At 64.3% G+C, this 17,695-nt stretch carries 18 protein-coding genes; 14 read left to right on the top strand and 4 right to left on the bottom strand.

From position 1 onward, the window contains the following. Positions 1-9 precede the first annotated feature (9 nt). On the bottom strand, positions 10-819 hold the full coding sequence (gene ccsA, locus NMG10_RS22870; protein WP_050704198.1) for an inner membrane protein YpjD: 810 nt from the start codon (positions 817-819) through the stop codon (positions 10-12). 341 nt (positions 820-1,160) lie between these two features. On the opposite strand from ccsA, the gene ffh reads away from it, so the two are divergent. The 6 genes from ffh to NMG10_RS22840 all read left to right on the top strand — a co-directional run bounded on the left by ffh (position 1,161) and on the right by NMG10_RS22840 (position 5,313). Further along, positions 1,161-2,537, top strand: a complete 1,377-nt coding sequence (ffh, locus tag NMG10_RS22865) for a signal recognition particle protein (protein WP_254465193.1) — start codon at positions 1,161-1,163, stop codon at positions 2,535-2,537. Between the two features lie 232 nt (positions 2,538-2,769). After that, the gene (gene rpsP / locus NMG10_RS22860) at positions 2,770-3,021 is read left to right on the top strand and encodes a 30S ribosomal protein S16 (protein WP_011535318.1); all 252 of its coding nucleotides are present in this window, start codon (positions 2,770-2,772) and stop codon (positions 3,019-3,021) included. Positions 3,022-3,026: 5 nt separating this feature from the next. Further along, the gene (gene rimM / locus NMG10_RS22855; protein WP_203651024.1) at positions 3,027-3,563 is read left to right on the top strand and encodes a ribosome maturation factor RimM; all 537 of its coding nucleotides are present in this window, start codon (positions 3,027-3,029) and stop codon (positions 3,561-3,563) included. Positions 3,564-3,566: 3 nt separating this feature from the next. Continuing rightward, positions 3,567-4,319 carry a tRNA (guanosine(37)-N1)-methyltransferase TrmD gene (trmD, locus tag NMG10_RS22850; RefSeq protein ID WP_028691588.1) on the top strand — a complete coding sequence of 251 codons (753 nt, stop codon included), beginning with the start codon at positions 3,567-3,569 and terminating at the stop codon, positions 4,317-4,319. A 42-nt stretch (positions 4,320-4,361) separates the two neighbouring features. After that, complete coding sequence (gene rplS / locus NMG10_RS22845; RefSeq protein ID WP_011535315.1) at positions 4,362-4,712, top strand: 50S ribosomal protein L19; 351 nt, start codon at positions 4,362-4,364, stop codon at positions 4,710-4,712. Between the two features lie 190 nt (positions 4,713-4,902). Continuing rightward, positions 4,903-5,313, top strand: a complete 411-nt coding sequence (locus NMG10_RS22840) for an acyl-CoA thioesterase (protein ID WP_110738367.1) — start codon at positions 4,903-4,905, stop codon at positions 5,311-5,313. A gap of 105 nt (positions 5,314-5,418) precedes the next feature. Here the strand turns inward: NMG10_RS22840 and NMG10_RS22835 are convergent, their stop codons facing one another. Beyond that, complete coding sequence (locus tag NMG10_RS22835; RefSeq protein WP_254465192.1) at positions 5,419-7,239, bottom strand: sodium:proton antiporter; 1,821 nt, start codon at positions 7,237-7,239, stop codon at positions 5,419-5,421. A 68-nt stretch (positions 7,240-7,307) separates the two neighbouring features. Here NMG10_RS22835 and xerD point away from each other — a divergent pair, with 68 nt between their 5' ends. From xerD to NMG10_RS22805, 6 genes are all read left to right on the top strand, one after another. Further along, on the top strand, positions 7,308-8,204 hold the full coding sequence (gene xerD / locus NMG10_RS22830) for a site-specific tyrosine recombinase XerD (protein WP_254465191.1): 897 nt from the start codon (positions 7,308-7,310) through the stop codon (positions 8,202-8,204). A gap of 154 nt (positions 8,205-8,358) precedes the next feature. Then, complete coding sequence (locus NMG10_RS22825; RefSeq protein WP_234562171.1) at positions 8,359-9,108, top strand: thioredoxin fold domain-containing protein; 750 nt, start codon at positions 8,359-8,361, stop codon at positions 9,106-9,108. 82 nt (positions 9,109-9,190) lie between these two features. After that, complete coding sequence (locus tag NMG10_RS22820) at positions 9,191-10,495, top strand: homoserine dehydrogenase (RefSeq protein ID WP_023630110.1); 1,305 nt, start codon at positions 9,191-9,193, stop codon at positions 10,493-10,495. A gap of 54 nt (positions 10,496-10,549) precedes the next feature. Then, the gene (gene thrC, locus NMG10_RS22815) at positions 10,550-11,959 is read left to right on the top strand and encodes a threonine synthase (RefSeq protein ID WP_203651031.1); all 1,410 of its coding nucleotides are present in this window, start codon (positions 10,550-10,552) and stop codon (positions 11,957-11,959) included. A 155-nt stretch (positions 11,960-12,114) separates the two neighbouring features. Continuing rightward, entirely contained in the window at positions 12,115-12,480 is a 366-nt protein-coding gene (locus NMG10_RS22810; RefSeq protein ID WP_050704208.1) for a hypothetical protein, read from the top strand. A 127-nt stretch (positions 12,481-12,607) separates the two neighbouring features. Beyond that, positions 12,608-12,889, top strand: coding sequence for a DUF3509 domain-containing protein (locus NMG10_RS22805; protein ID WP_254465190.1), 282 nt, complete (start codon positions 12,608-12,610; stop codon positions 12,887-12,889). Between the two features lie 173 nt (positions 12,890-13,062). Here the strand turns inward: NMG10_RS22805 and NMG10_RS22800 are convergent, their stop codons facing one another. Both NMG10_RS22800 and NMG10_RS22795 read right to left on the bottom strand, forming a co-directional pair. Continuing rightward, positions 13,063-13,941: a TIGR02285 family protein gene (locus NMG10_RS22800; protein WP_203651033.1), complete on the bottom strand. Its 879-nt coding sequence runs from the start codon at positions 13,939-13,941 to the stop codon at positions 13,063-13,065. 10 nt (positions 13,942-13,951) lie between these two features. Then, a complete protein-coding gene (locus tag NMG10_RS22795) occupies positions 13,952-15,151 on the bottom strand; it encodes a CaiB/BaiF CoA-transferase family protein (protein ID WP_203651034.1) in 1,200 nt (399 codons plus the stop codon). Between the two features lie 142 nt (positions 15,152-15,293). Between NMG10_RS22795 and NMG10_RS22790 the strand changes: the two genes are divergently transcribed. Together NMG10_RS22790 and recJ are read left to right on the top strand one after the other, a co-directional pair. Then, positions 15,294-15,836 carry a YaeQ family protein gene (locus tag NMG10_RS22790; protein ID WP_203651035.1) on the top strand — a complete coding sequence of 181 codons (543 nt, stop codon included), beginning with the start codon at positions 15,294-15,296 and terminating at the stop codon, positions 15,834-15,836. A 30-nt stretch (positions 15,837-15,866) separates the two neighbouring features. Beyond that, on the top strand, positions 15,867-17,576 hold the full coding sequence (recJ, locus tag NMG10_RS22785) for a single-stranded-DNA-specific exonuclease RecJ (protein ID WP_232855921.1): 1,710 nt from the start codon (positions 15,867-15,869) through the stop codon (positions 17,574-17,576). The last annotated feature ends 119 nt before the right edge of the window (positions 17,577-17,695 follow it).

Raw genomic sequence — 17,695 nt, 5'->3', positions numbered from 1 at the left:
GGGCGGCCGTCAGATATGCAGGATGAATTCGCGGACCAGCTTGCTGCCGAAATAGGCCAGCATCAGCAGGCAGAAGCCGGCCAGGGTCCAGCGGATCGCCTTGTGACCGCGCCAGCCGAGGCGTGTGCGGCCCCACAGCAGCACGCTGAACACGACCCAGGCCACGCAGGCCAGCAGGGTCTTGTGCACCAGGTGCTGGGCGAACAGGTTGTCGAGGAACAGCCAGCCGGAGATCAGCGACAGCGACAGCAGCACCCAGCCGGCCCAGAGGAAGCCGAACAGCAGGCTTTCCATGGTCTGCAGCGGCGGGAAGTTGCGGATCAGCCCGGACGGGTGCTTGTGCTTGAGCTGGTGGTCCTGCAGCAACAGCAGCAGGGCCTGGAACACGGCGATGGTGAACAGGCCGTAGGCCAGGATCGACAGCAGGATATGCGCGAGGATGCCGGGCTCTTCGTTGATCAGCGGTACCGTGCCAGGTGGGGCGAACTGGGCCAGCAGCGCGGTCACCGCGCCGAGCGGGAACAGCAGCACCAGCAGGTTCTCCACCGGGATGCTCAGGCAGGCGAGCAGGGTCAGGCCGATCACCGCCACGGCGATCAGGCTGGCGGCACTGAAGAAGTCCAGGCTCAGGCCCAGGGGCGTGATCAGCTGGAAGAACAGGGCGCCGCCCTGGGCGACCACCGCCAGCGTGCCGAGCAGGCCCAGCAGCCGTTTGTCGGCACGGGCGCCTCGGGCCAGTCCGGTGGCCTGGTAGACGGTCGCGGCCAGATAAAGGAAGGCGGCGAGCAGATTGGGGATGAGGCTGGGTGAAGAGAACATAAGTCCTGGCAGGCAAGCCCTAAAGGGACGGAGTTTGGCATAGATCGCGGTGGGCAAGGAAGACCAGCAAGCCTTGCTCCGGTGCCTGGCGAGCGACTTGTACCCCATATGCCGGCCTCTTCGCGGGTAAACCCGCTCCCACAGGGGCGTGCGCGATCTCTGTGGGAGCGGGTTTACCCGCGAAGAGGCCGGCATGGTCACCGAATATCCAGAGGGGCTGCTCCAAGGTGTGCGTCGCCGCCGCTCTCCGCTATAATCGCCGCCTTGCTCTGCCCGGCGCGTGTACATGTTCACCTGGGCATCTGAAAAACCTCGGCTCCACTGGGCCTGAAAGGATCACCATGTTCGAAAACCTGACCGACCGCCTGTCACAGACGCTGCGCCATGTCACCGGCAAGGCCAAGCTGACCGAAGACAACATCAAGGACACGCTGCGCGAAGTGCGCATGGCCCTGCTCGAGGCCGACGTTGCCCTGCCGGTGGTCAAGGATTTCGTCAACAGCATCAAGGAACGCGCGGTCGGCACCGAAGTGTCGCGCAGCCTGACGCCAGGCCAGGCCTTCGTGAAGATCGTCCAGGCCGAGCTGGAAAGCCTGATGGGCGCGGCCAACGAAGAGCTGACCCTCAACGCCGCACCACCCGCCGTGGTGCTGATGGCCGGCCTGCAGGGCGCCGGTAAGACCACCACCGCCGGCAAGCTGGCGCGCCACCTGAAAGAGCGCAAGAAAAAGAGCGTGATGGTGGTGTCGGCCGACGTCTACCGTCCGGCGGCGATCAAGCAGCTCGAAACCCTGGCCAATGACATCGGCGTGACCTTCTTCCCGTCCGATATCAGCCAGAAGCCGGTGGCCATCGCCGAGGCGGCGATCCGCGAGGCCAAGCTCAAGTTCATCGACGTGGTGATCGTCGACACCGCCGGCCGCCTGCATGTCGACGCTGACATGATGGACGAGATCAAGGCGCTGCATGCTGCGGTCAAGCCGATCGAAACCCTGTTCGTGGTCGACGCCATGACCGGCCAGGACGCGGCCAACACTGCCAAGGCCTTTGACGACGCCCTGCCGCTGACCGGCGTGGTGCTTACCAAGGTCGACGGCGACGCCCGTGGCGGTGCCGCGCTGTCGGTACGCGCCATCACCGGCAAGCCGATCAAGTTCATCGGCATGGGCGAGAAGACCGAGGCCCTGGAGCCGTTCCACCCGGATCGTATCGCCTCGCGCATCCTCGGCATGGGCGACGTGCTCAGCCTGATCGAGCAGGCCGAGCAGAACATCGACAAGGCCAAGGCCGACAAGCTGGCCAAGAAGCTGAAGAAGGGCAAGGGCTTCGACCTCGAGGACTTCCGCGACCAGCTGCAGCAGATGAAGAACATGGGCGGCCTGGGTGGCCTGATGGACAAGCTGCCGAGCATCGGTGGTGTGAACCTGTCGCAGATGGGCAATGCCCAAGGCGCGGCCGAGAAGCAGTTCAAGCAGATGGAGGCGATCATCAACTCCATGACCCCGGCCGAACGTCGCGACCCTGACCTGATCAGCGGTTCGCGCAAGCGCCGCATCGCCCTTGGTTCCGGCACCCAGGTGCAGGACATCGGCCGCTTGATCAAGCAGCACAAGCAGATGCAGAAGATGATGAAGAAATTCTCCGCCAAGGGCGGCATGGCCAAGATGATGCGCGGCCTTGGCGGGATGCTGCCGGGTGGCGGCATGCCAAAACTGTAAAAGAATCCGGTGGGCCTCTTTATATGAGGAAGCCCGCCAGACCCCCGCTCCGGCGGGATCATGGCCGCCGCGAGGTGGCCCAAACCGGCAGGACTGAGCGGCAGGCCCCGGCATTGCCGAAAAAGGCATTTGCAAATGTCCGTGTATTCCCCGAGAATATGCGGCCTTTTGGGCACCCGTGTGCCCATTGGGCATTCAGTTTTGCAGCACCGACTATAGGAACGATGTTCACATGGTAACCATCCGTCTGGCCCGTGGCGGCTCGAAAAAGCGCCCATTCTACCACCTGACCGTGACCAACTCGCGTAACGCCCGTGACGGCCGTTTCGTTGAGCGCGTTGGCTTCTTCAACCCGATCGCATCGGGCGCCGAAGTCAAGCTGTCGGTCAACCAAGAGCGCGTCACCTACTGGCTGAGCCAGGGCGCACAGCCGTCTGAGCGCGTTGCTCAGCTGCTGAAGGAAGCTGCCAAGGCTGCAGCCTGAGCAGTATGAACGCGACGCCAGAAAAGGCTGACGACCTCATCGTCGTTGGCAAGATTTTTTCGGTTCACGGCGTTCGCGGCGAGGTGAAGGTGTACTCCTTTACCGATCCGATTGAAAACCTGTTGGATTATCCGCGCTGGATGCTTCGGCACGAAGGCAAGGTAAAGCAGGTCGAGCTGGTCAGCGGTCGTGGCTCCCAGAAGGGCTTGGTCGTGAAACTCAAAGGCCTCGATGATCGTGATGAAGCCCGTCTTCTGAGCGGTTACGAAATCTGCATTGCGCGGAGCCTTTTGCCCAACCTGGCAGCCGACGAGTACTACTGGTACCAGTTGGTGGGCCTGAAGGTCATCAATCAGGACGAACAGCTGTTCGGCAAGATCGATCACCTGTTGGAGACCGGCGCGAACGATGTAATGGTGGTCAAGCCCTGCGCAGGCAGCCTGGATGATCGCGAGCGTCTGTTGCCCTATACCGGGCAGTGCGTGCTGGCAATCGACCTGGAAGCAGGCGTGATGCGGGTTGAGTGGGACGCGGACTTCTAGACGATGGGTAACCTTCGCGTAGACGTCATCACGTTGTTCCCCGAGATGTTCTCGGCCATCACGGAGTACGGCATTACCAGCCGCGCGGTGAAACAGGGGTTGCTGCAAGTGACCTGCTGGAACCCGCGGGACTACACCACAGATCGCCACCACACCGTGGATGATCGGCCGTTTGGCGGTGGTCCGGGCATGGTGATGAAGATCAAGCCTCTGGAAGACGCCCTGGTTAGCGCCAGGCAGGCGACCGGAGCATCGGCAAAGGTGATCTACCTTTCGCCACAAGGCCGCAAGCTGACACAGCAGGCGGTCAAAGGCCTGGCCGAACAGGAATCGTTGATCCTGATCGCCGGTCGTTATGAAGGCATCGACGAGCGCTTTATCGAGGCTCATGTCGATGAGGAGTGGTCGATTGGCGACTATGTGCTTTCCGGTGGCGAGCTGCCGGCCATGGTACTGATCGATGCGGTTACACGGCTGCTGCCCGGAGCTTTAGGGCATGTGGACTCGGCGGAGGAAGACTCTTTCACCGACGGTCTGCTGGATTGCCCGCACTACACCCGACCTGAGGTGTATGCGGATCAGCGTGTTCCCGACGTGTTGCTAAGTGGCAACCATGCACATATCCGGCGTTGGCGGATGAAGCAGTCCCTTGGTAGGACCTTCGAACGACGCGCCGATCTTCTGGAAAGTCGCTCGCTTTCTGGAGAAGAGAAGAAGCTGCTCGAGGAATACATCCGCGAGCGGGACGATAGTTAAACGTATCGATGGTGGATCAAGTATCCATCTTAGGAGCACAGCATGACCAACAAGATCATCCAGCAGCTCGAAGCCGAGCAGATGAGCAAAGAGATCCCGACCTTCGCACCAGGCGACACCGTTGTCGTCCAGGTTAAAGTGAAGGAAGGCGACCGCTCGCGTCTGCAGGCGTTCGAAGGCGTCGTTATCGCCAAGCGTAACCGCGGTCTGAACAGCGCCTTCACCGTGCGCAAGATCTCCAGCGGCGTTGGCGTAGAGCGTACCTTCCAGACCTACAGCCCGCAGATCGACAGCCTGGCCGTGAAACGTCGTGGTGACGTGCGTAAAGCCAAGCTGTACTACCTGCGCGACCTGTCCGGCAAAGCCGCTCGCATCAAGGAAAAACTGTCCTGAGTACAGTTTGCCTGGCGGCCTAGGCCGCCTTGCGAGAAAAAAGCAGCCTTCGGGCTGCTTTTTTGCATTTTGCGATTTGTGTTGGCTGCTTCGCGGGTAAACCCGCTCCCACAGGTTTATCGCCCTCTGTGGGAGCGGGTTTACCCGCGAAGCAGGCGACCTTGCTTTCAGACTTTGCGAGGTGAATCCCATGACGACGCCCCGAGACCAGGAAATCCAGCGCCGCACCGAACTGTCGGTGACCCGCGTGACCAAGGCGGTGTTCCCTAACACCACCAACCACCACAACACACTATTCGGCGGCACCGCCCTGGCATGGATGGACGAAGTGTCGTTCATCGCCGCCACCCGATTCTGTCGATTGCCCCTGGTGACCGTGTCCACCGATCGTATCGATTTCAAGCACCCGATCCCGGCCGGTTCGATCGTCGAGCTGGTGGGCACGGTGATCAAGGTCGGCAACACCAGCCTGCAGGTGCAGGTGGATGTGTTCGTCGAGAACATGTACCTCGACGGCCGCGAGCGGGCGATTCATGGCGTGTTCAGCTTCGTCGCCATCGACGAGGACAAGCGCCCGGTACCGGTGCTGCCGCTGGCTTGATTGCCCTCACGTGGACCCTGTAGGAGCGGCTTCAGCCGCGATCACCCGCAAGGCGGGTGCCAGGCTCCGCGACGCCTGCATCGCGGCCAAAGCCGCTCCTACAGGTTAATGCGCCACAGGCTGCTCGGTCAGCTCCGGCTCCACCAGCGCCACCAGTGTCCAGCCAGGCTGCGGCTTGAGCGGATTGTCCGGGCTGGCCACATGCACCCAGCCTTGGCCGTCCCGGGCGAACAGCAGCGTGGCCCGCGGGCCATGCAGTTGCTGGTAGTCGCTCCAGCCGAAGGCCTCGGTCAGCGTGGTGCTGTACAGCTCGGCACCCTGGTGCAGCAGCTTGGCCAGCTGCCCATAGGTCATGGGGCTCGACCCAAACAATTGCCCGCGATGCTCCTCGCTGGCCCGGTGCTTGTCGCTGCGCTGTTTTTCCAGGCCGCTGGCCAGCACGAACAGCCGGGCCTGGCCGAAGTCATGACGAAAACGCGCGCAGGCCAGGGCATTGAGCTCGCCTGCCGGTGACAGCCCCAGCAGGTGGCCCAGGCCGACCAGGTCGAGGTGGGCGTCGGCGTGCTGCGAGGCGGGGTTGCCGAAGTAGGTCGGCAGGTTGTCCATGCGCGCGGCGCGGATGTTCTCCCAGCTCGAGTCGGTCAGCAGCACCCGGCAGCCCAGTTGCTGCAGGGCCTTGGCGATGACCCGCGCAGGCGGGTTGGCGCCGACCACGAGAAACCCGCTCGGCGCCGGTTCCGCCACCTTCAGCAGGCGCGCCAGGGGCCTGGCGGTGGCACTTTGCAGCACCACGGTGCCGATGATCACGGCGAAGGTCAGCGGCACCAGCAGCAGCGCGCCGTCGTGCCCGGCCTGGTCCAGGCGAATGGCGAAGATCGCCGAGACGGCCGCGGCCACGATGCCCCGTGGCGCGATCCAGGCCAGCAACGCCCGTTCCCGCCAGCTCAGCGGCGAGCCCAGGGTCGACAGCAGGACGTTCAGCGGCCGCGCCAGCAACTGGATCACCAGCAACAGCGCCAGCACCGCCGGCCCCAGGGCCAGCAGCGCCTGCAAGTCGAGCCGCGCGGCCAGGAGGATGAACAGCCCGGAGATCAGCAGCACGCTGAGGTTCTCCTTGAAATGCAGGATCTGCCGTACGTCCACACCGGGCATGTTGGCCAGCCACATGCCCATGAGCGTGACCGCCAGCAGGCCCGATTCATGGACGATCTGGTTGGCGGCGATGAAGATGCCCAGCACCGCCGCCAGCGAGGCCAGGTTGTGCAGGTATTCCGGCAGCCACTGCTCGCGCATGACCTGACCGAGCAGCCAGCCACCGGCAACACCCAGCGCGCTGCCGCAGAAGATCACCCCGGCAAAGGTCGCCAGGCTGTGGCTCAGGCCCTCGCCGGCGGCGCTGGCGATGATGAAGCTGTACACCACCACCGCCAGCAGCGCGCCGATCGGGTCGATGACGATGCCTTCCCAGCGCAGGATGTTGGCGATCGCCGCCTTTGGCCGCACCACCCGCAGCATGGGCACGATCACCGTGGGGCCGGTGACCAGGGTCAGGGTGCCGAACAGGATCGCCAGCGGCCAGTCGAAGCCCAGCAGCCAATGGGTGGCCAGGGCGATCACCAGCCAGGTGCTCAGCGCGCCGACGGTGACCAGGCGGTGGACCACGCTGCCGATCTCGCGCCATTGCGACAGGTGCAGGGTCAGGCTGCCCTCGAACAGGATCAGCGCCACCGCCAGCGACACCAGCGGCATCAGCAGCGGGCCGAACAGCGCCTGGGGCTGCAGCCAGCCCAGCACGGGCCCTGCGAGGATGCCGCACAGCAACAGGAACAGGATCGCCGGCAGCTTCAGGCGCCAGGCCAGCCACTGGCAAAGCAGGGCGGCGGCGCCGATGCCGCCGACACTCAAAAGAATCTGCTGTTCGTTCACGCGGGCTCCCTCTGCATGCCGTGTTATGAAAGACTAAGCGTCATTTCGTCGTTTGCCACCGAGTCTTCATGCCAGCACTGGACCACCCCCTGATCGACCAGTTCCTCGATGCCCTCTGGCTGGAGAAGGGGCTGTCCGACAACACCCGCTCGTCGTACCGCAGCGACCTGGCGCTGTTCAATGGCTGGCTTCAGGAACATGGCGTGGCACTGCCCGATGCCGGCCGCGAGCTGATCCTCGACCACCTGGCCTGGCGTTTCGACCAGGGCTACAAGCCACGCTCGACCGCGCGCTTTCTTTCCGGGGTGCGCGGGTTCTTCCGCTACCTGCTGCGCGAGCGGCTGGTCACAGTCGACCCGACGCTGCAGGTGGACATGCCGCAACTGGGCCGGCCGCTGCCCAAGTCGCTGTCGGAGGCCGATGTCGAGGCCCTGCTGCAGGCACCGGACCTCGGCGAGTCCATCGGCCAGCGCGACCGTGCCATGCTCGAGGTGCTCTATGCCTGCGGCCTGCGCGTGACCGAGCTGGTCAGCCTGACCCTGGACCAGGTCAACCTGCGCCAGGGCGTGCTGCGGGTTATGGGCAAGGGCAGCAAGGAGCGCCTGGTGCCGATGGGCGAGGAGGCGGTGGTGTGGATCGAGCGCTACCTGCGCGATGGTCGCGCCGAGCTGCTGGGCGGGCGCCCTAGCGACGTGCTGTTCCCCAGCCAGCGCGGTGAGCAGATGACGCGGCAGACCTTCTGGCACCGCATCAAGCACCAGGCGCGGGTGGCCGGCATCGACAAGCCGCTGTCGCCGCACACGCTGCGCCACGCCTTTGCCACGCACCTGCTCAACCATGGCGCCGACCTGCGCGTGGTGCAGATGCTGCTGGGCCACAGCGACCTGTCCACTACGCAGATCTATACCCATGTGGCCAAGGCCCGGCTGCAACAGCTGCACGCCGAACACCACCCACGTGGATGAATGCTTTTCATGTTCCGCCGACCGGTGCCTGAGTACCCCTACTGCGCCAGTTTGTTGTGGTAGGCTTGGACGGTTTGTTGCAAGGGCCGAATGTTCGCTACCCGCCAGGGTCAAGCAACGCCCCCACGGCCCCGTCCGCCTTCAGGAGTACCCCATGCGCGTGACCCAGATTTTCGCCGCCGCCGCCCTGGCGTTGGCCAGTACCTTTGCCGTCGCCGCGGCCACCGATGCCAATGCCGGTGCCGAGCAGGCGATCCGCAAATCCTTGCAGAACCTCGCGCTGGAAGTGCCGGTCGAGAGCGTCAGCAGCAGCCCGCTCAATGGCCTGTACGAAGTCAAGCTGCAGGGCGGGCGCGTGCTGTACGCCAGCGCCGACGGTCAGTTCGTCATGCAGGGCTACCTGTTCCAGATCCAGGACGGCAAGCCGGTCAACCTCACCGAGAAGACCGAGCGCCAGGGCATTGCCAAGCTGATCAACGGCATCCCGGCCGGCGAGATGGTGGTCTACCCGGCCAAGGGTGAAACCAAGTCGCACATCACCGTGTTCACCGACACCACCTGCCCGTACTGCCACAAGCTGCACGCCGAAGTGCCGGAACTCAACCGCCGTGGCATCGAAGTGCGCTACGTCGCCTTCCCGCGCCAGGGCCTGGGTTCGCCGGGTGACGAGCAGCTGCAGGCGGTATGGTGCTCCAGCGATCGCCGCGCGGCGCTGGACAAGATGGTCGACGGCAAGGAGATCAAGGCCGCCAAGTGCGCCAACCCGGTCAGCAAGCAGTTCCAGCTGGGCCAATCGATTGGTGTAAATGGCACGCCGGCGATCGTTCTACAGAATGGCCAGGTGATTCCGGGTTACCAGCCGGCGCCGCAAGTGGCCAAGCTGGCCCTGGCCGAAAGCAAGTAATCAATTCAGTACGCCGTCGTCATGGGGTGACGGCATGTTTCACGGTCGGCGCAGGTGCCGGCCGTTCTATGGGGAGTTCACAGTGAAACCGGTCAAAGTAGGCATCTGTGGGTTGGGGACCGTCGGTGGCGGAACCTTCAATGTACTTCAGCGCAACGCCGAGGAGATCGCCCGCCGTGCCGGGCGCGGTATTGAAGTGGCACAGATTGCCATGCGCTCGCAGAACCCGAACTGCCAGATTACCGGTACCCCCATTACCGCTGATGTGTTCGAAGTCGCGAGCAACCCCGAGATCGATATTGTCATCGAGCTGATCGGCGGCTACACCATCGCCCGCGACCTGGTGCTCAAGGCCATCGAAAACGGCAAGCACGTGGTCACCGCCAACAAGGCGCTGATCGCCGTGCACGGCAACGAGATCTTCGCCAAGGCCCGCGAGAAGGGCGTCATCGTCGCCTTCGAAGCCGCCGTGGCCGGTGGCATCCCGGTGATCAAGGCGATCCGCGAGGGCCTGTCGGCCAACCGCATCAACTGGCTGGCCGGGATCATCAACGGCACCGGCAACTTCATCCTCACCGAGATGCGCGACAAGGGCCGCGCCTTCCCCGACGTGCTGGCCGAAGCCCAGGCGCTGGGTTATGCCGAGGCCGACCCGACCTTCGACGTCGAAGGCATCGATGCCGCGCACAAGCTGACCATCCTGGCGTCCATCGCCTTCGGTATCCCACTGCAGTTCGACAAGGCCTACACCGAGGGCATCACCCAGCTGACCACCGCCGACGTGAACTACGCCGAGGCCCTGGGCTACCGTATCAAGCACCTGGGCGTGGCCCGTCGCACCGCCGACGGCATCGAGCTGCGCGTGCACCCGACGCTGATCCCCAACGATCGCCTGATCGCCAACGTCAACGGCGTGATGAACGCGGTGATGGTCAACGGCGACGCCGCCGGTTCCACCCTGTACTACGGCGCCGGTGCCGGCATGGAGCCGACCGCGTCGTCGGTGGTCGCCGACCTGGTCGACGTGGTCCGCGCCATGACTTCCGACCCGGAGAACCGCGTGCCGCACCTGGCGTTCCAGCCGGACGCGCTGTCGGCCCACCCGATCCTGCCGATCGAAGCCTGCGAAAGTGCCTACTACCTGCGCATCCAGGCCAAGGACCACCCGGGCGTGCTGGCCCAGGTCGCCAGCATTCTTTCGGAGCGCGGCATCAACATCGAGTCGATCATGCAGAAGGAAGCCGAGGAGCAGGACGGCCTGGTACCGATGATCCTGCTGACCCACCGTGTGGTCGAGCAACGCATCGACGACGCCATCGTCGCCCTGGAAGCGCTTCAGGACGTGGTCGGCAAGGTCGTGCGCATCCGCGTCGAACAGCTCAATTAATTTCGGCGGCGGGCCGCGACGGCGGCCCGCGCCCAGCATCGAAGGTTTGCACCCATGCGCTATATCAGTACCCGCGGCCAGGCTCCGGCCCTGAACTTCGAAGACGTCCTGCTGGCGGGCCTCGCCAGCGACGGCGGCCTGTACGTGCCCGAGAACCTGCCGCGCTTCACCCAGGAAGAAATCGCCTCCTGGGCGGGCCTGCCGTACCACGAACTGGCTTTCCGGGTGATGCGCCCGTTCGTCGAAGGCAGCATTGCCGACGCCGACTTCAAGAAGATTCTCGAAGAGACCTACGGCAACTTCGCCCACGCCGCCGTCGCGCCGCTGCGCCAGCTCAACGGCAACGAGTGGGTGATGGAGCTGTTCCACGGCCCGACCCTGGCCTTCAAGGACTTCGCCCTGCAACTGCTCGGCCGTCTGCTAGACCACGTGCTGGTCAAGCGCGGCGAGCGCGTGGTGATCGTCGGTGCCACCAGCGGTGACACAGGTTCCGCCGCCATCGAAGGCTGCCGCCGTTGCGACAACGTCGACATCTTCATCCTGCACCCGCACCAGCGTGTGTCGGAAGTGCAGCGCCGGCAGATGACCACCATCCTCGGCGACAACATCCACAACATCGCCATCGAAGGCAACTTCGACGACTGCCAGGAGATGGTCAAGGCCAGCTTCGCCGACCAGTCGTTCCTCAAGGGCACCCGCCTGGTGGCGGTGAACTCGATCAACTGGGCGCGGATCATGGCCCAGATCGTCTACTACTTCCACGCCGCCCTGCAGCTCGGCGGCCCGGCCCGTTCGGTGGCGTTCTCGGTGCCGACCGGCAACTTCGGCGACATCTTCGCCGGTTACCTGGCGCGCAACATGGGCCTGCCGATCAGCCAGCTGGTGGTGGCGACCAACCGCAACGACATCCTGCACCGCTTCATGAGCGGCAACCAGTACGTCAAGGATGCCCTGCATCCGACCCTGTCGCCGTCGATGGACATCATGGTCTCGTCCAACTTCGAGCGCCTGCTGTTCGACCTGCACGGTCGTAATGGCGCCGCGGTCGCCCAGCTGATGGACACCTTCAAGCAAGGCGGTGGCTTCAGCGTCGAGCAGGATCGCTGGACCGAGGCGCGCAAGCTGTTCGATTCGCTGGCCGTCACCGACGAGCAGACCTGCGAGACCATCGCCGAGGTGTTCAAGGCCACCGGTGAAGTCCTCGATCCGCACACCGCGATCGGCGTCAAGGCCGCCCGCGAGTGCCGTCGCAGCCTAGATACGCCGATGGTGGTGCTGGGCACCGCGCATCCGGTCAAGTTCCCCGAGGCGGTGGAGAAGGCCGGTGTCGACAAGGCCCTGGAACTGCCGGCGCACCTGAGCGACCTGTTCAGCCGCGAAGAGCGCTGCACGGTGCTGGCCAACGACCTGAAGACGGTGCAGGCCTTCGTCAGCCAGCATGGCAACCGCGGCAAGCCGCTGTAAGCCGAGCACTACGCGAAAAAGCCCGTCCTAGACGGGCTTTTTCATGTCCACGACACAGGGTTTGGATCTTTCAGACTTTTCCCATGTAGTTCGATACATACCCCTACTAAAGTGGTCGCTCCAACCTACACGCCACACTGTTCCGGGGGAAGCTCATGCGTCAGCTCAATGTTCTTATCCACCAGGCTCGGCCCTACCACCAGATGCTGCTGCATCAGGCCTTCAATGCCCAGGGCGTCTACAGCGTCCGGGTCACCGATGACGTGCCGACCGCGACGGCGCGGCAGCGCCCGGTGGATGTACTGGTGCTCGACCAGCGCATGCCCAGGGGCTATGCCCGGCGCCTGTTCAAGTACCTGGTGCAGGCTTCCTGCGCGGGGGGATTGCTGTTCGTCGGGTGTGCTGGCGCGGGGGAAATGGATCTGGCGCTCGAGGCCCGCCAGTACGGTTTGAATGTGCTGGCAGAGTTGCCATGGCCGATGTCGATGGTAGGCCTGGAACAGGTGTTGGAGCGCCTCTGATCGGACGCTGGGTGGGCGCATCGAAACTGTCATGTTGTCCGCGCATGCTCGCGGTAACGGGCCACGGCGAACTTTCCGTCGGGCCCGATGGTCAGTTTCCTCGAACCTTAGCCAGCGAGTGATCCGGATGGAAAGAATCTGCAGACTGCTCAACGACGCTCTTTCCCCATACCAGGCCGAGCTTGGTACGCCCGACAGCCTTGGCAGTCGCCAGTTGACACTCTATGACGAGCACGGGGTGCGGATCCTGCAGCGCGGGGTCTGCACTCGTCAATTGGCGGAGCAGCAGTTGCTGGTTGATCTGGTCGATGGCCTGCACCGTGACTTGCAGATCGCCGAAGGCCGCCTGCAGCCCTGTGTGATCGCCGACCTGCAACATCAGCGGCAGATACAAGGAACCTTTGCCTGACAGACCCATCAGATTCAGCAAGGGCCGTCTGATGGTGCTTTGCTCCGGTACCGTGCAGATTGTCACTGGAAGTCCCAAGGGCTTTCGCTTGACCCCGGTCGTCCTCCCCAGCGGCCGGGGTTTCTTTTTGCCCCGACTTCAAAACGCCCCTGTCCCATCGACTTCAGGGCGCTTCAGCGCGGCGACGGTTCACCCTGCTCGAAGAAGTGCCTGGCCTGCTCCAGGTAATCCTCCTGCAGCCCAGGGTCCAGCCAGTGGGCGTAGAGCTCGGGCAAGGTATCGCGACGCAATGCCGGCAGCAGTTGGTCGATATGGGCGATCGCTTCGCGCCCCAGCGGAGTATCCGAACAGCCTACATGCAGGAACTGGTAACGGTTCACGCCAAGGATGGGGTGGAAACTGTAGTCGTCCAGCGAGCCATTTTGCTGCTGGATCAGGTAACGCATCTCGGGCCAATAGCCGAGCACCAGTTGCAGGCGCCCCAATTGCTGCATCTGCAGCAAGCTGGCCGTGGCATCGTTGCCATAGTGTCGGCTGAACGCGGTATCAGGCAGTTGCCTGAGGACCTCATCGACCTGCACGCTGTAGCTGCGCTCGGCGACGATGCCCAGCTTCAGGCGGGTCTCGGCCAGCAAGCGCTGCAGGTCGACCTGCTGGCCCTCCAGGTAGGGCGCCAGCAGCGCCTGGTCTTGCTTGCGTACGATCAGGCCACTGCTCAGTACGCCCAGCGATGGTTGGGAGAAATGCACGTATCTGGCGCGGTCGGGGGTCCACAGCAGGGTCGGGTCGCAGGTGAAACTGGGCTCCTGGAGCATCTGGATACCCCGGGCCCGGTTGACCCGGACGATGCTGTGGTCGTACTCGGGCATCCGGGCGATCAGCATCGGCAACAGCTGGTCGATCACCCCCTGGCCCTTGGCCGGCCCTTCGAAGATGGTGAACGGCGGCAGGTCGCGCACCAGCCATAGCAGGCGCTCCCTGGCCTCGACCGCCTGCCCCGCGAGTGCGGTCAGCAACAGGCAGAGCACGATGGGCAGATGGCGGATACGCATGGGGCCTGGGTCAGACCGTACCGGCCGCGCGCAGGCGGGCTATGGTGGTTGCGTCGTAGCCCAGGCTGGCCAGCACCGTGGCCGTGTGTTCGCCCAGGGCGGGGCCGACCCACTCGGCGGAGCCCGGCGTGTCGGACAGCTTGGGCACGATGCCCGGCATCTTGAATGGCTTGCCGTCCGGCAGTCGGGCCTGGAGGAACATCTCGCGGGCGAGGAACTGCGGATCGCCCAGCATGTCCTCGGCGGAGTAGATCCGGCTGGCTGGCACCTCGGCATCGTTCAGCGCCTGCATCACCTCGGCCAGTGGCAGGCTGTTGGCCCAGCGGTCGATGACCCCGTACAGCTCGTCGCGGCGCGCATCGCGACCGTCGTTGGTGGCCAGTGCGGCATCGTTGGCCAGGTCGTCACGGCCGATGGCCTGCATGAAACGCTTGAAGATCGCATCGCCATTGGCGCCGATCTGCACGTGACGGCCATCGGCGGTGGTGTGGATGCAGGAGGGGGTGATGCCCGGCATGATGTTGCCGGTGCGTTCGCGGATGAAGCCGAACACGTCGAACTCCGGGACCATGCTCTCCATCATGGCGAAGATCGCTTCGTACAGCGCCACGTCCACCACCTGGCCTGCGCCACCGTTGACCTCGCGATGACGCAGGGCCATCAGCGCACCGATTACACCCCACAGGGCGGCGATGGAATCGCCGATGGAGATCCCGGTACGAACCGGCGGGCGGTCCTCGAAACCGGTGATGTAGCGCAGCCCGCCCATGGACTCGCCGACCGCGCCGAAGCCCGGTTGGTCTTTCATCGGCCCGGTCTGGCCGAAGCCCGACAGGCGCACCATGACCAGACGCGGGTTGAGGGCGTGGAGCACGTCCCAACCCAGCCCCAGTTTCTCCAGCACGCCAGGGCGGAAGTTCTCGATCAGTATGTCGGCGTCGGCCAGCAGGCGCTTGAGCACGTCGAGGCCTTCCGGGTGCTTGAGATTGAGGGTCAGCGACTGCTTGTTGCGGGCCTGGACGAACCACCACAGCGAGGTGCCCTCGTAGAGCTTGCGCCATTTGCGCAGCGGATCGCCGCCATCGGGGGATTCGACCTTGATCACCTCGGCGCCGAACTCGGCGCAGATCCGTGAGGCGAACGGGCCGGCGATCAGGGTGCCGAGCTCGATGACTTTCAGGCCGGCGAGGGGTTTGCTGGGCGTAGGCATGGGGCATCCGTGGCGGCTGGGCGTGAGCGCAGGTTGTATCACAGCTCGGCGGTGGCAGGTATATCGGCGTTGTCTGATCCGGCGCAGATGGCCTGGATCGGTTAGACTGTGCGACTTTTCCCCCGCAAGAAGCCCAGCGCCCATGGCCCAGCCGTCCACCACCTACAAGTTCGAACTGAATCTGACCGACCTCGACCGCGGCGTGTACGAGAGCGTCAAGCAGACGATCGCCCGCCACCCTTCGGAAACCGAAGAGCGGATGGCCGTGCGCCTGTTGGCCTATGCCCTCTGGTACAACGAAAACCTGTCCTTCGGCCGGGGCCTGTCGGATGTCGATGAAGCGGCGGTGTGGGAAAAGAGCCTGGATGACCGCATCCTGCATTGGATCGAGGTTGGCCAGCCCGATGCCGATCGCTTGACCTGGTGCTCGCGTCGTACCGAGCGCACCAGCCTGCTGGCCTATGGCAGCCTGCGGGTCTGGACGACCAAGGTGCTGGGCGCGGTGAAGGGGCTGAAGAACCTGAACGTCGCCGCCGTGCCGCAAGAAGTGCTGGAAACCCTGGCCACCGATATGCCCCGTGCCATCAAGTGGGACGTGATGATCAGCGAAGGTACCGTATTCGTCACCGACGACCGTGGCCAGCACGAAGTGCAACTGGAGTGGCTGCTCGGCGAGCGCGGCTGACCCGATTCACACTGGATTATCGAAGACCCCATGCGTATCGAACCTCGTCCCCTGCCGTCGCCCCTGCCATTGCTGGGCAACCTGCCACCCCTGTTGACCCGCCTGTACGCCGCCCGTGGCGTGCAGTCCGAGGCTGAACTGGACAAGAGCCTGGCGCGCCTGCTGCCGTTCCAGCAGCTCAAGGGCATCGAAGTGGCGGTGGACCTGCTGGTCGAGGCGCTCGACCAGCGCCAGCGCATTCTCATCGTCGGCGACTTCGACGCCGACGGCGCCACCGCCAGTACTGTCGGTGTGCTTGGTCTGCGCCTGCTGGGCGCGGCGCATGTCGACTACCTTGTGCCCAATCGCTTCGAGTATGGCTATGGCCTGACCCCGGAGATTGTCGAGGTCGCCCTGCAGCGCCAGCCGCAGTTGCTGATCACCGTGGACAACGGTATCTCCAGCGTCGACGGCGTCGCAGCGGCCAAGGCTGCCGGACTCAAGGTGCTGGTCACCGACCACCACTTGCCTGGCGAACAGTTGCCCGCCGCCGATGCCATCGTCAACCCGAACCAGCCGGGCTGCGGGTTCCCGAGCAAGTCCCTGGCCGGCGTGGGGGTGATCTTCTACGTGCTGATGGCCCTGCGCGCGCGCCTGCGCAGCCTGGGACGCTACGAGACGCAGCCGCAGCCGAACATCGGCGAGCTGCTCGACCTGGTGGCGCTGGGCAGCGTCGCCGACGTGGTGCCGCTGGATGCCAACAACCGCATCCTGGTGCACCAGGGGCTGGAGCGCATCCGCGCCGGCCGCGCCCGCCCCGGGCTCAAGGCCATCCTCGAGGTGGCGCGGCGCGATCATCGACGCATCACCTCCACCGACCTGGGCTTCATCCTCGGCCCTCGGCTCAATGCCGCCGGGCGTCTGGACGACATGAGCCTGGGCATCGAGTGCCTGTTGTGCGATGACGCGGCGCTGGCGCTGGACATGGCCCAGCAGCTCGATGGCCTGAACCAGGATCGCAAGTCCATCGAGCAGGGCATGCAGCGTGAGGCGCTGGCCCAGCTCAAGGACCTGCCGGTCGAGTCCATGCCCTATGGCCTGTGCCTGTTCGACGCCGACTGGCACCAGGGGGTGATCGGTATCCTCGCCTCACGGTTGAAGGAGCGTTACCACCGTCCGACCATTGCTTTCGCTGATGCGGGGGAGGGGATGCTCAAGGGGTCGGCGCGTTCGGTAGCGGGGTTTCATATCCGCGATGCGCTGGATGCCGTGGCGGCGCGGCATCCGGCTTTGATCAGCAAGTTTGGCGGGCATGCGATGGCGGCGGGGTTGTCGCTGCCGGCCGAGCACTTCCCGGCGTTTGCCGAGGCGTTCGATGAAGAGGTGCGGCGGCAACTGCGTGAGGATGACCTGACCGGTCGGCTGTTGTCCGATGGCACCCTGGCGGTCGAGGAGTTTCACCTGGACCTGGCGCGGGCATTACGCAATGCCGGGCCGTGGGGGCAGCATTTTCCCGAGCCGTTGTTCCATGGGGTATTTCAGCTGGTCGAACAGCGGGTGGTCGGGGAGCGGCATCTGAAAGTGGTGCTCAAGAGCGAGTGTGGGGTGGTGCGGTTGGATGGGATTGCCTTTGGGGTTGATCGGGAGGTTTGGCCGAATCCTACTGTGCGGTGGGTGGAGTTGGCTTACAAGCTGGATGTGAATGAGTTTCGGGGGAATGAGAGTGTGCAGTTGATGATTGCTCACATGGAAGCTCGGTGATTTTGTTTTGATTGGTTAACTGGTTGTTTTGAGGGTTGTATGCGCATTCATTTGTGATGTCGACGCTTATTCACCTTTCCGCCCTTACGGCGGGTAACTTTTTGAAGGATCAAAAAGTC

It is taken from the genome of Pseudomonas sp. DVZ6 (genome assembly GCF_024259445.1).
Classification (GTDB): domain Bacteria; phylum Pseudomonadota; class Gammaproteobacteria; order Pseudomonadales; family Pseudomonadaceae; genus Aquipseudomonas; species Aquipseudomonas peradeniyensis.
The sequence above is the reverse complement of the archived record's forward strand: the minus strand, read 5'-3'. Positions and strand labels throughout refer to the sequence as shown.